The organism is Blautia sp. HCP3S3_D9 (assembly GCF_052063845.1).
In the GTDB taxonomy this organism is placed as follows: domain Bacteria; phylum Bacillota; class Clostridia; order Lachnospirales; family Lachnospiraceae; genus Blautia_A.
This window is the reverse complement of the sequence record NZ_JBQHWS010000109.1, coordinates 1-11733: the sequence shown is the minus strand read 5'-3', so window position 1 is coordinate 11733 and position 11733 is coordinate 1. Positions and strand designations below refer to the sequence as shown.

The following is an 11733-nucleotide window of genomic DNA, read 5'->3' as shown; positions in this document are numbered from 1 at the left end:
TTGATAAGCAGTTTGACTGTATGGCAAAATATCTTTCATGGGATATGCTTTTCAAAAAATCATATTATGCAACAGCCAGAGATGAACTTGAAAAAAATAAGGATTCCATGAACGAACTTGAGTGGATTGGAAAAAATTTATAAAGCACACACCAAATTCCAGTTTGTAGAATTGGAATAAAAAAATCAGGACGTAGGGGATTGAAAACCTACGTCCTGATTTTTGTACTACCTATCCTTAATATACATCTCGATCAATTTATTCAAAGACACTTCAAACCTTTTATCGTCTGCCTCTGTCCGCTTTGCCGGACCTTTCAAATGATGTTTTTTCTTTGAGTTTCTGGCTTTCTTCGTCAAATGTCGTTCCATCAGCATCTGATCTATATTTTCATCTGTATACCATTTACCGCTCTGATGGATACCATATGCACCTTTACCCAGAATCATTGCCGCGACACCATAATCCTGCGTTACAACAATGTCTCCTTTCTGGCACAGACTGACCAGTTTAAAATCTACTGCATCAGCACCGGCTCCCACTGTGATTACTTCACTGTAATCTGAATATAAAACATGGTTTGTATCACATAAAAGAACAACAGGGATTTCATATTTCTTTGCTGTTTTTTCTACGATTGACACCACAGGACAGGAATCCGCATCTACTAATATCCTCATTTTTTCTTTCCTTTCGTCAGATCATAACTTTCCCCGATCATCCGCCAGATATCTTTATCAGGAACAGAGCCATCCAAGATAATAGAATTCCAGTGTGTCTTGTTCATATGATAAGCTGGGATCACAGATTCAAAAGCATTTCTCCAGAACTCTCTCCATTCCGGATCACATTTTACATTTATCCATACATAACCATCTTTATCATAAATAAGCGCAAATGTTTTCTTATTTCCCTTATGACGCATAACACACCAGTTATCATCATGAAAAGGATAATCTTCATATACATCTTGAAATGAATGGCAATATTGTATTGCCTCCTGCCTTGTCTGCATAGTTTCCTCTTTTCTTAACCTTCCTCTCCCCGGATCGGAGCATAGAAGATCAGCAAATCTATATATTTTTCTCCGTCTCCCTGTTCTCTATAATCATACCGGATCATATAATCCCGAATACTATATCCCCGATACGGATCAGATAGGGTATAAAGTTCTCCTGTTGTAAAATCAATTAGTGAGTACCCTGTGCTTTCCAGATATTCATCATTATCACTGTTTACCTGATCTTCATAAAATTCACACACCTTATCCAGACAATCCTGACACAATTGATCTTTGAGAGTTTCACAGTCTATCGTATCTTTCTCTCCAAGGTGTATATTGGGTTCCGCAATACATCTATCCGGTTGAGAGTGTGTCATAATAGAACCATAATCCTCTCCAAAAGAATTTACCATTGTGCTCATATGCCCAGAATCAATCTTTTCATTTCCATCATCATCATATTCTCGGATCCGGGTGTCAGTGACTGACATATCGGCCCAATGGATAATCCCAATTGAATCGAATTTTCTATAATATTCCAAAAGTCCACCAGCCGGTGTTCCGCAAATAAAGCATTGTTCTTTACCGATTGATGATTGAAGAGACAGTTCAAAGTCATCATCAGATTCATAATCCATCTGATCCAACTGTTGTTTTGTTGTTGATGTTTTTGCAGGCTGCGTCTGACAACCACAAAGAGTAATCCCTAATATAAGTACAAAGCATAAAATATTACTTCTTTTCATAAAAACCCCCGAAGCTGAAATAAGGACGTACTATGCCATCCCTCAGCACAGACGTCCCTATTTTCTAATAATGCCCTGTATATACGCTTTTACCAGCTCTTTTTGATGTTCGTCCATCGCATTCCAGTCATAAAGCAGCTGTTTCTGATCTGCTGTTAAATCAGGAATTTCTTCATCACCTGCAAAAAACTGGGCAAGGGTGATATCGAATCCCTCACATATTTTCTCAAGCGTCTGAATCGTTGGAACACTCTTCCTGTTTAGCAATGTAGAAATAGATGACTGGGCAATTCCAGATTTCTGAGCGAGTCTGTACCTACTAAATTTCTTTTTTTCACACAACTGCTCAATCCTGGCAATAATATAGTTCTCAGCTTGCAAGTATTCTACACCTCATTTCCGATATGATACCCTTATTGTACTTATAATTAAGGAAACTTATCAGATTGTATATTCAAATGCAAAATACTTAGGTATAACGAAGTATACAGGTAAAAAAATAAGGAACTACATTAGTATATCATATTTGTTCCCAGTTCTGCATCAATTTACTCATGATGGTCTGATATTATTACTATCGTTATCAGGAATATCTATGTATTTATCAAACATAGAGAATAGAGCAGCAATAAACTGTTCTGCGCTTCTATTCTGCTCCACAATCTGTTCCAATGACAATCCTTCTATAAACTTACAGACATATACCCAACAAGCCAGATCACATGCTTCTACAATAATGTCATTAATAATCTTTCCCATAACTTTATCAAAATCATTGATATCTTCAACAGGAAGTGATTGCAGATAATCAAGTGGGGGAAGCTCCCCACTTGGATTATACTTTTCTGATTCATCTAAAAATGCTAAGACCTTTTGCCTGGATTCTTCTGGCATCTTTACATATTCCCACAATGCCATAACCACTTTCAAATCCGTATCTCTACGAAGCGGTGGTAATTGGATATAATTATTTTCTTTAATCATGGTTCTTCTCCTCCTCTATGCTAACAATATTCTCACTAATTTTTCCCGGGCCAGATCAATCGCAGCATCTATAAATACACTTACATACAAAACCAGAAATGCTGAAACGATCAGGCAGAACAAAAATACAACCTGCGCCCAATCCTGGTAACAGATAATCGTTCCTATTGCCAAAGCTACCAGTCCAAGCACCACAAATGATTTAGCAATTGAAACCATATTCACAACCAGCTTAACGAGTATTCCCACGATTATGAGAATAAACCAGACCGGAATCAATAATATTTTCCCAATGAGCTTTAAACAAAACATCTTTCTCCTCCTCTCAGTCAGACAGCAAACTGCGGCATGTCATGATTCACTTCTGCCTTATAGTACCCATCGATCGTTGTCGGGGCATTGAATAATGCTGCCAGCATATATTTCTTGATATTTTTCACCTTTGATGTATTCTTCTTGAAACAGTCAAGAACATACTCGATGTGGGAATAATTCAGTTTTAAAAACTTGCCGCGTACCAGTTCTGCCGGATACCAGTTACTTGCGATCAGGATCTTTTCGCTACTGCACAGAACTGTTTCCAAAATAAGCTCATAAATGCCCTGAATCAATGCTTCGTCATACTGATACGCAATAAGTAATGACTCATAATCTATGTTTTCCTTGATGAGATCCTGATAAGCGGATACCGTATTCATCATATCAACATCTGATCTCTGTCTATCGGATATGATTTGATCTGATTTATTCTTACTCTCTTTAATATCGCTAGTATTATTATAATTAGAGTTTGAATTGCAAACTTCTTGAAGTTTATTTTCAGGACTTCTTGAAGTTTGTTTTTGGGACTTCATGGAGTTTGTTTTATAAACTTCTGCATCTTCCAGAGTATCAACATTGGTTTGTTTTGTAAACTTCTGTGCTTCCTCTGCTGATTGTTCCGCCTGTTCCTCATAGACCATGAAGCTTTTTACATATATGATGTTAGCTTTTCCAAATCCCTGCCTGCGCTTTTCAATCAAACCGATTCCATTCTCATCATCCAGTTCCTGCAGCGATTTTACAGCTTTATTCCTTCCACAGTTCAACAGTTCCATGATATCTTCAATGGAAAAATAGATGTATGCCCGGTTCTGTTCATCAAACCACTGATTTTTGATGGACAAAGACATTCTATCCAGCATCAGACCGTATAATATCTTTGCATCACTGCTCAGATTTTTAAAATATTCATTTTTGAATAAAAGTTTTGGTATCCGGTAGAAGCTGTACTGATCAGCTTCATTCCCGTAAAAGTATCGAAATGTCAATTTCTGATCCATATTTTCTCCTTTCCTGCGGTAGTAGTTCCATAATGGACATTTCTTACTCACGCTACCGCAAAGTCTTTTACGTAATAAATGCTTGGCAGCCCCATGCCTCTAAAATGCTTTTCTATAAGTCCGGCATTTTCAAGCTCTGTCAGACATTCCCTTGCTTTTTTTCTGGTTACTCCCATGTCTTTCTGGATTTCCTGAATCGGATAAACAACATACATCCGGTTTCTTTCATCGACCCATTTATTCTTCACCGCCATTCCCATACGGTCTAAAAGAAGACCGTAGAGAACTTTTGCATGAATGGTAATTCCCGTAAATATTTTTTCAGTAACCAGCATCTTTGGAATATGTATAAAAGAATACTGATCCGCCTGTTTTCCATACATATATTTAAAATCCATCACATTACCTCCTGTTCCTGTTTCCATTTCTCCAATAATGATTCAATCACTTTCTCCACGTCTTCCGATGTATAATTCTTTGGAAAATATTTCGTCAGCTTCTTTTCATTCAAAGTTACCTTTCTTGCCGGAGCCTTTACCGGAATATGGCTATTCAGAATACTGATCATCAGACTCTGGGTAACCGGTCCTTGTCCAAGATAATTTCTTAAAGCTGCAATTTGATTTGGTTTGATAAATCCATTGTCACAGATATATTCATAAATCCATTCCTGCACATCCTGCGGAATATATGAGATATCAACAGCAATGGTAAAGTTCAGACGTTTCTTATCTATCAATTCCAGTAAATCTGGGATAAGTTCTGTCAAACGAATATATCTTTGAACCTGCGCTCTACTTTCACCTACTTGCTTGCTTAATATCTCATCAGATCGCAACTTCGTCTCATTTTGAGACAAAGTTAAATCAGTTCTACTTCCTTGCCTTTTCATTGCTTCTAGCTTCATCTTATAAGCGAATGCCTTTTCACTCGGAAGCAGTTCTTCCCTCTGGATGTTTGCATCTACCATGGCAATAACAGCTTCATCATCCGTCATTTCTCTGACAATTGCCGGTATTGTTATTAACCCTGCCTTCTGTGCCGCATGCATCCGACGATGACCGGAGATCATTTCATATCCATCATTTTGATCCGGACGAATCAGAACAGGGGTCAGAACACCGGACTCGCTGATACTTTCTATGAGATCCTGCATTTTCTCATCATCAATTACTTTAAATGGATGACCTGAAAAGGGTTTTATTTTATCAATTTCAATCTCCATAGCTGATTCTTCATTTACAACACCCAGTAATTCGTCGATGCTTGTTAATTTGATTTTCTCGCCGCTTCTATTTTTCATTTTCTAAAACCTCCTGTGTCAGATTCTTATAAGCATTGGACACTTTGCTCTTAGGACAGTGGGCATAAATGCTGATTCCCTCTGCACTTGTTTCTGCCGCCTTTACCGACAACGGTATTACATTTTCAAAAATCGTAATCTTTGAACCGTAGGTAACGTGGAGCATGGTTGAAATATCTTTTGCGTAATTTGTTCTGAAATCTACCATGGTCAGAAGAATTCCCATGATTTGCAATTTCCGGTTCAGTCTTTTCTTTACCATGGAAATTGTTTTGATCAACTGCTGGAGACCTTTTACTGGCAGATATGCTGCCTGTACTGGAATCAGAACTGCATCCGAAGCAACCAGCGCATTGATCGTCATCATTCCCAGGCTGGGCATACAATCGATCAGAATATAATCGTATCGTTCTCTCATCATTTCGATATAATCCTTCATGATCATTTCTCTGCTCATTACATTTCCCAGTGTCACTTCCAAAGCGGATAGTTCAATATTTGCTGGTAACAGATCCACCTTTTCCTCATGATGTAGGATTCCGTCATCCGGTTGTATTTCTTCCTCATTGATCACTGCCAGCATGATGGTTGCCAGAGTAATGCCAATATCATCCGGTTCCACATATCCAAGACTGGCAGTCAGACTTCCCTGTGGATCTGCATCAATCAACAGCACTTTTTTTCCTTCTTTTGCGAGACCAATCCCTAAATTTACGGTTGTCGTGGTCTTTCCAACTCCGCCTTTCTGATTTGTAATAGCAATTACTTTACACATTTTTTATTCCTCTCTCTCTAAATATTTCAGTATTGTTCCATCCAAATTTTTAAAATTGCTATGATTTTTCGCTTCATCATTTCCGGTGTATAGTTGTTAGGAAAATATCTGTGAAGCTGTTCATTTGTAAATGTGACTCTTGTTACTTCTCCTTTTTTTATTTCACTGAGAATTTCCTGCATTTTTTCTAAAGTCAGCTTTCCATCTTTGCTCAATTTTTTTATTCGCTGTGCCTGAGAAAGAGAGGGCACGGACTGAGCATAATCCATGGCTTCGATCAGCTGTTTTTGTTCCTTTTCCTTTAATGCTGCCAGTTCAACTGCCGGATTGAAGGAAATCAGTTCATCGTCTAACTGCTGTAAAAGCTCTGGAATCAGGTTCGTAAGAGTAATATATCTTTGCACCTGCTTTGGACTTTCACCTGTTTCTTCTGCGATTATTTCCACTGTTCTCTTTCCTTTTAAATTGTGGTCGATTTGGCTACGCGGTCTTCCTGCAGTCCTTTTCATAGCATCATTCTTCATTTTGTAAGCAAAAGCTTTCTCGCTGTAACTGATCCGTTCTCTTTGCAGATTAGCATCTACCATTTTAATAATGGCTTCTTCATCGTTCATAACTCGTATAATCACCGGTACTTTTCGATATCCAAGCTGCTGAGCCGCATATTTTCTTCTGTGGCCTGAGATAATTTCATATACTCCATCCGGCACTGGCCTTACGATCAGCGGATTCAATACACCATACTGTTTGATACTGTCCTTCAGGAGATGCATTTCTTTATCGTCAGTCACTTTAAATGGATGGTCTTTAAAAGATCTGAGTCTTTCAATCTCAATTTCTATGACTTTTTCATCCTCAAACAGCCTGTTTGATTCGTTTTCTTTTTCTGCCATTGAACTCCTCCTTTTCCTGTAATCCAAACAACATTTGCTGCAACACGGATTGTTCCGCTTACGCTTCCACAATCCTGAGAACATTCGTATTTCGCATTATCATGCTCCATACTCATGTTCTTGCGGGTCGCTAATAGATTCTTCTTCCTTTGTGCAAGCACAGTCATCAGAATCTATTGCTCCCCTGTTGCATCAAAAAATGCCCGTTTAGATTAGATTCTTATATTTGAATCTGATCCAAACGAGCATCCCGTTTGCATTAGCTACAGCTAATGAAATATTCTATTGTTTCAGCTAATGGATGTTTGCAGAAGTTCCTTTCAGCGAGGGATTTTACTCCATTTTACCTTGTTTTACATCCCCGATCTGAGGTTTCAACAGGAACGAACCCTGATGTTAGCAGAAAGTCCATTTTTTCCTGTTTGCAAAACAGCATTTTTGATTAGCTGCCAGCTAACAAAAATCACTTCAAATTAGCTGGAAATTCATTCCCTGCCTGCCTTTTCTTATCTCATCGCAAAGAAAAAAGCGGCTCATGACATAGCATTTTCTGCTAATCATTACCGCTTTTTTAGTAACCGTCCCCTGCGGGAATCGAACCCACAGCTAGCGCTTAGGAGTAGACCCGATTCGACATCGGCAAGTGACACCTGATACTAAAAAATGCTTGGAAATACAGGCTTTTTCAGTATTTCCAATCCCATCTGATACCATGCTGTGATAGCTGATTCAGAGGGATTTTACAACGTCCAACTGGCTCTAAATTAGCAAGCCGTTCGATTTTTGGCGGACGTTTTGAATACAAGAAAATGTCACTATGTATCTGCTCGTTATGCGGAATGATAGGAAATCCAGTTCATTCTCGTGTGGGACCGCTGGTGTCACACGACACCAATTTAAGTCTGTTTAATATATCATTTCAAACCGAATTTTTCAACCAGAATTATTGAGAATTTCAAAGGTTTTTTCAGACTTTATGATTGTATGTAATGCAGACCTGCCGAAGCAGGTCTAATTTTTACCGAAGCATTCGTTCACGATCTTCGGCACCAACCATGTAAGCACCTTTAGCGAGAGCATCTCTTGCCATAATCTCCGCAACCTCAACTCTGTCAAATAATCTCCATAACCGCTTTTCTTCTGGTGTCAGCTGGTGGCTTCTGTCAAACAGATGATTTAATCCAAGCCCTTCAATAAGAGCATTCTTTGCAGCTGAATACTCCTTAGCCCGTTCTTCGTATTCGTCATTACGCTGTGATGATAATTTCTCAATGTCATCAGCTCTCATGCGCTCATAGTATTCATCCATGAACTCCATGTTCATCTAATTCACCTCTTAAAACAAAAAAACAAGGACAGACCCTCTTACAGCTTTATCAGCTATGTAAAAGGGTCTGTCCTTGTTTCGTTATAGATTCTTTGCCAGCGTTTTCAGGAGTGCGCTCATTTCCGGGTTCTGTAAGAGTCTCATCAGAAGTGCCGTATCATCGTCCTGTGTGACTTCTGGCACCTTTTGTACCGGTTCAGGGGTTGCAGTCCTACCAGAATAGAAAGCTGCTTCCAGACGTTCTGCATTCAGTCTGCGGTCATCGTCGATGATGTGGGAATAAACATCTGCTACCATCTTGACTTGTGCGTGACCTGAATCGCCCTGAACGGATTTCATATCGCCGCCATTCAGCTTCAGCTTGTAGGTGATACTGGAGTGGCGAAGACTATGGAAAACTACTTTTGGAAGTCCATTCTCCTCGATCAACTTATTGAAAGCACGGTTGATAACCTGACCCTCAATCGGCTTGCCGTTGGAAGAACAGAATACTAAATTGAAGTCTGTAAACTCGTCACCGAAAAGGTCTTTCAGCTCTTCGATGTCAGCCTTACGTTGAACCAGCATTTCTGCCACAGTCTTCGGGAGAAATACCTTGCGGACACTGGTTTTGGTTTTAGGTGTTTTGAGTACCAGTGCGGTGTGGGTGCTTGCAAAGGTGGGTGGGAATTTGAACAGAATATCTTTGCCGTTAAGATCTGCCATCGCTTCACGATTTACTCGTTGCAATTCTTTCTCAACGAAGATACTTGCCTGACCAAGCTCTATGCTTGCAGGTGAGATGTCCACGCAGTCCCAGGTAAGTCCCAGAAGCTCTCCCATTCGCAAGGAACAGGAGAACGCAAGATTGATTGCCAGACGAAGAATATCATCGTCACAGGCTTCCAATGCCTTTAGAAGAACTTCTGCTGTCCAGATGTCTCTGGTCTTGTGTTCTTCTTTTGGCAGCGTGGCGTGTTCTACCGGATTTCTGGTCATCAATTCCCATTTTACTGCCTGGTTGAACGCATTACGCAGAACCTTATGAATCTCTCTGATAGTATGCGGAGTCAGATACTCGTTACGAGCTTTCACATACTTTGTAGACACAGCCTTCACAGTAAGCAAATCTCTGTAATACTTATCCATGATTCTCGGAGTAACATCCTCCAACTTCATATCACCGATAAGTGGGCGAATATAATTGGAAATCAGACTCTTACGGCTTTCGTAAGTGGACATTGCCCAGGTGTTCACGCCGTAGATTGACATATACTCCTCCAAAAGATCATTGACGGTTTTGGCAGAGGGCGGGATAAAGGTTCCTGCTTCCTGCTCATATTCGACCTGCAACTTTCTTTTCTTGGCTTCGGCATTGGTGTCAAAGGTTTCCCACTTTTGACGCTTATTGCCATTCTCGTCGGTGTATGTATAAACTACGGAATACTTCTTTTTTCTCTTAACGATGGATGCCATAAAATCAACTCCTTTCCAATCCATCCTCCGCTACCAGCCGGTAACGGTTTTGGTTCTGATACCACTTCATAAAGCTCTCTTTTGTGGCTCGGTTGTGTCTGCCAACTCGGATAAGCTCAAAGCAGCCCTTGGCGGCTATGCCATATACATTCTGCCGATGAACTCCGAGCATTCTTGCAATCTCCGGTAGCCCGTAGGTTACAGCCACAATCTCCGCATCCTTTTCCTGATCCTCGATTGTACGGTAATCACTTTGTGAAGCATACCAGCGTTCAAAGCTGTCCTTAGTAATTCTTCGCTTGCCCAGCACCTCTACGATTTCAAAGTGACCTTTGGCAATCAGCTCATAAGCAGTCGCTTCCTTTAGACCAAGGCGCTGACCAAGCTCCTCAACAGAATATGTAGTTTTCTTCAATTCCTCTCCGGGAGGGGTTCCATCAACCTTTTGATATTTGAACTGATTGGCATACCAACTCTCGAAGCTGTCGATCATCACCCTCATGTTGCCGCCGACAGTAATGGTCTTGAAATAGTTTTTCTTGATGAGCCAGTACGACTCAGTTTTGCAGAGACCAAGTAATCTACCCATTTCAGGAACAGACATACTCGTGCGTTTTCTCGCATTTTCCATCCAAATAACCTCCTATGTAAAAATGTAGCCATGTGTTTTCTTGTCATGGCTACATTTTATCGAACTCCTGATTTATTTTGAAGTTTGTCGCTGGGTAGCACGACATCCTTGACAAATCTCAATTTTGGTGATCCAACCACTCATCAAAGCTCTTTTTGGAGATTCTGATGCTGCCGCCGATGCGGACACTGTGAAAGGCATTCTTCTTTACGAGGTTGTATGCGCTGGTTCTGCTGATACCCAGGATGTCTTGGATTTCATCAACCGTATAGGTTCTTTTATCAAACTGGCCTGCGGATGCAGCCAGAGTTTCTTCTGTACGCTGATTCATAGCAGCGATTCTTTCTTCAAACATTTATGTTCACTCCTTGGGATTCTTTCTGTATTTATATGCTGCGGAGCCGGTTTGCTTTTTAAGCTGCTCCATAGCCAAACTAATGGACAAGGCTTTCTCAATCGCCACCATCTCATGGGGCGTAACCTTACCTAAGTAATTATCAATTCTGCACTTGTCAATCGTGCGGATCTGCTCCAGCTGCACCACAGATGCTTCACGGAAAGCAGGATTATCTTTAATCAAAAGATGAGTCGGCATATTCTCCTTTTTACGGATTCTGGTCGTAACCGTTGCTACAATCAGCGTAGGAGAATGCTTATTGCCGGTATCGTTCTGAATTACGATCACCGGTCTTGTCCCACCTTGCTCGGACCCAACTACCGGGTCCAGATCAGCGAAGTAAATATCGCCACGACGATATACCCAATCTTCTTTCATCATTCGCCATGACCTCCTTTCGTTGGGTATGTAACAAATGACTGCCCGAAATCAATCGGGCAGTCATTCCAAAATCTATGTGTCCCATATTTGCCACGCAGTCCCTGGGAAAGAGGACGGTTGCCCTCAGGGAACCATCGAACGGCTGATAGCGAATCAGCTCCATAGGAGTCTAACCTCTGCCGGGTTCTCCGCCAGCTCCGTAGAGAAGTATCTTTAACCCTGCTGTTTTCATTGCCGTACTGGTAGCTGCCCAGTATTTACAAGCCGATATTGATCGCTGATACCGGAGGAGAGACAACTGCTTTAATATAGGAAGAAAGTCATTCTGTTTCTCTTTCCGATACGTCACGGCGTACCGCTGATGTGGCTGATGCTCTCGCACCGACAGCAGGAACGTATTCGATGATTGTCTATGCAGTTTTCAACGAATCATGAAAGCTTATCTCAGCCTGTAATGAAAATAGGGGATTGACTCCACTACTTTTTTAGCTGTCTCTTATACACATCTCCGAGCCC

The 11733-nt window shown here is 40.6% G+C and carries 16 protein-coding genes and 1 pseudogene; 1 reads left to right on the top strand and 16 read right to left on the bottom strand.

Translation table 11 applies throughout. The features are described from left to right. A pseudogene (locus ACTNES_RS16115) lies at positions 1–143 on the top strand (flavodoxin family protein); the annotation flags it as partial. Between the two features lie 84 nt (positions 144–227). On the opposite strand, the gene ACTNES_RS16110 reads toward ACTNES_RS16115, so the two are convergent. The 16 genes from ACTNES_RS16110 to ACTNES_RS16035 all read right to left on the bottom strand — a co-directional run bounded on the left by ACTNES_RS16110 (position 228) and on the right by ACTNES_RS16035 (position 11214). Beyond that, the gene (locus ACTNES_RS16110; RefSeq protein WP_154432775.1) at positions 228–680 is read right to left on the bottom strand and encodes a YaiI/YqxD family protein; all 453 of its coding nucleotides are present in this window, start codon (positions 678–680) and stop codon (positions 228–230) included. Continuing rightward, on the bottom strand, positions 677–1015 hold the full coding sequence (locus ACTNES_RS16105; RefSeq protein WP_154432774.1) for an MmcQ/YjbR family DNA-binding protein: 339 nt from the start codon (positions 1013–1015) through the stop codon (positions 677–679). The genes ACTNES_RS16110 and ACTNES_RS16105 overlap by 4 nt, the downstream gene beginning before the upstream one ends. Positions 1016–1029: 14 nt before the next feature. After that, positions 1030–1749: a hypothetical protein gene (locus tag ACTNES_RS16100; protein WP_154432773.1), complete on the bottom strand. Its 720-nt coding sequence runs from the start codon at positions 1747–1749 to the stop codon at positions 1030–1032. A 57-nt stretch (positions 1750–1806) separates the two neighbouring features. After that, the gene (locus tag ACTNES_RS16095) at positions 1807–2130 is read right to left on the bottom strand and encodes a helix-turn-helix domain-containing protein (protein ID WP_235232786.1); all 324 of its coding nucleotides are present in this window, start codon (positions 2128–2130) and stop codon (positions 1807–1809) included. A gap of 171 nt (positions 2131–2301) precedes the next feature. Continuing rightward, positions 2302–2733: a hypothetical protein gene (locus tag ACTNES_RS16090; protein ID WP_154432771.1), complete on the bottom strand. Its 432-nt coding sequence runs from the start codon at positions 2731–2733 to the stop codon at positions 2302–2304. Between the two features lie 15 nt (positions 2734–2748). Further along, positions 2749–3045, bottom strand: a complete 297-nt coding sequence (locus ACTNES_RS16085) for a hypothetical protein (RefSeq protein ID WP_154581414.1) — start codon at positions 3043–3045, stop codon at positions 2749–2751. Between the two features lie 17 nt (positions 3046–3062). Next, a complete protein-coding gene (locus ACTNES_RS16080; RefSeq protein WP_154581413.1) occupies positions 3063–4055 on the bottom strand; it encodes a DUF6017 domain-containing protein in 993 nt (330 codons plus the stop codon). A gap of 47 nt (positions 4056–4102) precedes the next feature. Then, entirely contained in the window at positions 4103–4453 is a 351-nt protein-coding gene (locus ACTNES_RS16075) for a replication initiator protein A (RefSeq protein ID WP_154432768.1), read from the bottom strand. Further along, entirely contained in the window at positions 4453–5358 is a 906-nt protein-coding gene (locus ACTNES_RS16070; protein ID WP_441040094.1) for a ParB/RepB/Spo0J family partition protein, read from the bottom strand. Before ACTNES_RS16070 ends, ACTNES_RS16075 begins: the two co-directional genes overlap by 1 nt. Then, complete coding sequence (locus ACTNES_RS16065; protein WP_441040093.1) at positions 5348–6133, bottom strand: ParA family protein; 786 nt, start codon at positions 6131–6133, stop codon at positions 5348–5350. The genes ACTNES_RS16070 and ACTNES_RS16065 overlap by 11 nt, the downstream gene beginning before the upstream one ends. Before the next feature lie 26 nt (positions 6134–6159). Beyond that, on the bottom strand, positions 6160–7026 hold the full coding sequence (locus ACTNES_RS16060) for a ParB/RepB/Spo0J family partition protein (RefSeq protein WP_441040092.1): 867 nt from the start codon (positions 7024–7026) through the stop codon (positions 6160–6162). 1018 nt (positions 7027–8044) lie between these two features. Beyond that, positions 8045–8350 carry a hypothetical protein gene (locus ACTNES_RS16055; protein ID WP_171332334.1) on the bottom strand — a complete coding sequence of 102 codons (306 nt, stop codon included), beginning with the start codon at positions 8348–8350 and terminating at the stop codon, positions 8045–8047. Between the two features lie 84 nt (positions 8351–8434). Beyond that, complete coding sequence (locus ACTNES_RS16050) at positions 8435–9808, bottom strand: site-specific integrase (protein ID WP_171332335.1); 1374 nt, start codon at positions 9806–9808, stop codon at positions 8435–8437. 4 nt (positions 9809–9812) lie between these two features. Further along, the gene (locus tag ACTNES_RS16045; protein ID WP_171332336.1) at positions 9813–10439 is read right to left on the bottom strand and encodes a helix-turn-helix domain-containing protein; all 627 of its coding nucleotides are present in this window, start codon (positions 10437–10439) and stop codon (positions 9813–9815) included. 118 nt (positions 10440–10557) lie between these two features. Beyond that, positions 10558–10794 (bottom strand): helix-turn-helix domain-containing protein, encoded by a 237-nt coding sequence (locus ACTNES_RS16040; RefSeq protein WP_171332337.1) that lies wholly within the window; start codon positions 10792–10794, stop codon positions 10558–10560. Between the two features lie 6 nt (positions 10795–10800). After that, positions 10801–11214 carry a type II toxin-antitoxin system PemK/MazF family toxin gene (locus ACTNES_RS16035; RefSeq protein ID WP_441040091.1) on the bottom strand — a complete coding sequence of 138 codons (414 nt, stop codon included), beginning with the start codon at positions 11212–11214 and terminating at the stop codon, positions 10801–10803. Between the last annotated feature and the right edge of the window lie 519 nt (positions 11215–11733).

Excerpts from the sequence above, each read along its gene's own strand:
- ACTNES_RS16110 (WP_154432775.1), bottom strand. The coding sequence starts at position 680 with ATGAGGATATTAGTAGATGCGGATTCCTGTCCTGTGGTGTCAATCGTA.
- ACTNES_RS16105 (WP_154432774.1), bottom strand. The coding sequence starts at position 1,015 with ATGCAGACAAGGCAGGAGGCAATACAATATTGCCATTCATTTCAAGAT.
- ACTNES_RS16080 (WP_154581413.1), bottom strand. The coding sequence starts at position 4,055 with ATGGATCAGAAATTGACATTTCGATACTTTTACGGGAATGAAGCTGAT.
- ACTNES_RS16090 (WP_154432771.1), bottom strand. The coding sequence starts at position 2,733 with ATGATTAAAGAAAATAATTATATCCAATTACCACCGCTTCGTAGAGAT.
- ACTNES_RS16035 (WP_441040091.1), bottom strand. The coding sequence starts at position 11,214 with ATGAAAGAAGATTGGGTATATCGTCGTGGCGATATTTACTTCGCTGAT.
- ACTNES_RS16050 (WP_171332335.1), bottom strand. The coding sequence starts at position 9,808 with ATGGCATCCATCGTTAAGAGAAAAAAGAAGTATTCCGTAGTTTATACA.
- ACTNES_RS16100 (WP_154432773.1), bottom strand. The coding sequence starts at position 1,749 with ATGAAAAGAAGTAATATTTTATGCTTTGTACTTATATTAGGGATTACT.
- ACTNES_RS16070 (WP_441040094.1), bottom strand. The coding sequence starts at position 5,358 with ATGAAAAATAGAAGCGGCGAGAAAATCAAATTAACAAGCATCGACGAA.
- ACTNES_RS16060 (WP_441040092.1), bottom strand. The coding sequence starts at position 7,026 with ATGGCAGAAAAAGAAAACGAATCAAACAGGCTGTTTGAGGATGAAAAA.
- ACTNES_RS16055 (WP_171332334.1), bottom strand. The coding sequence starts at position 8,350 with ATGAACATGGAGTTCATGGATGAATACTATGAGCGCATGAGAGCTGAT.
- ACTNES_RS16040 (WP_171332337.1), bottom strand. The coding sequence starts at position 10,794 with ATGTTTGAAGAAAGAATCGCTGCTATGAATCAGCGTACAGAAGAAACT.
- ACTNES_RS16085 (WP_154581414.1), bottom strand. The coding sequence starts at position 3,045 with ATGTTTTGTTTAAAGCTCATTGGGAAAATATTATTGATTCCGGTCTGG.
- ACTNES_RS16045 (WP_171332336.1), bottom strand. The coding sequence starts at position 10,439 with ATGGAAAATGCGAGAAAACGCACGAGTATGTCTGTTCCTGAAATGGGT.
- ACTNES_RS16065 (WP_441040093.1), bottom strand. The coding sequence starts at position 6,133 with ATGTGTAAAGTAATTGCTATTACAAATCAGAAAGGCGGAGTTGGAAAG.
- ACTNES_RS16075 (WP_154432768.1), bottom strand. The coding sequence starts at position 4,453 with ATGGATTTTAAATATATGTATGGAAAACAGGCGGATCAGTATTCTTTT.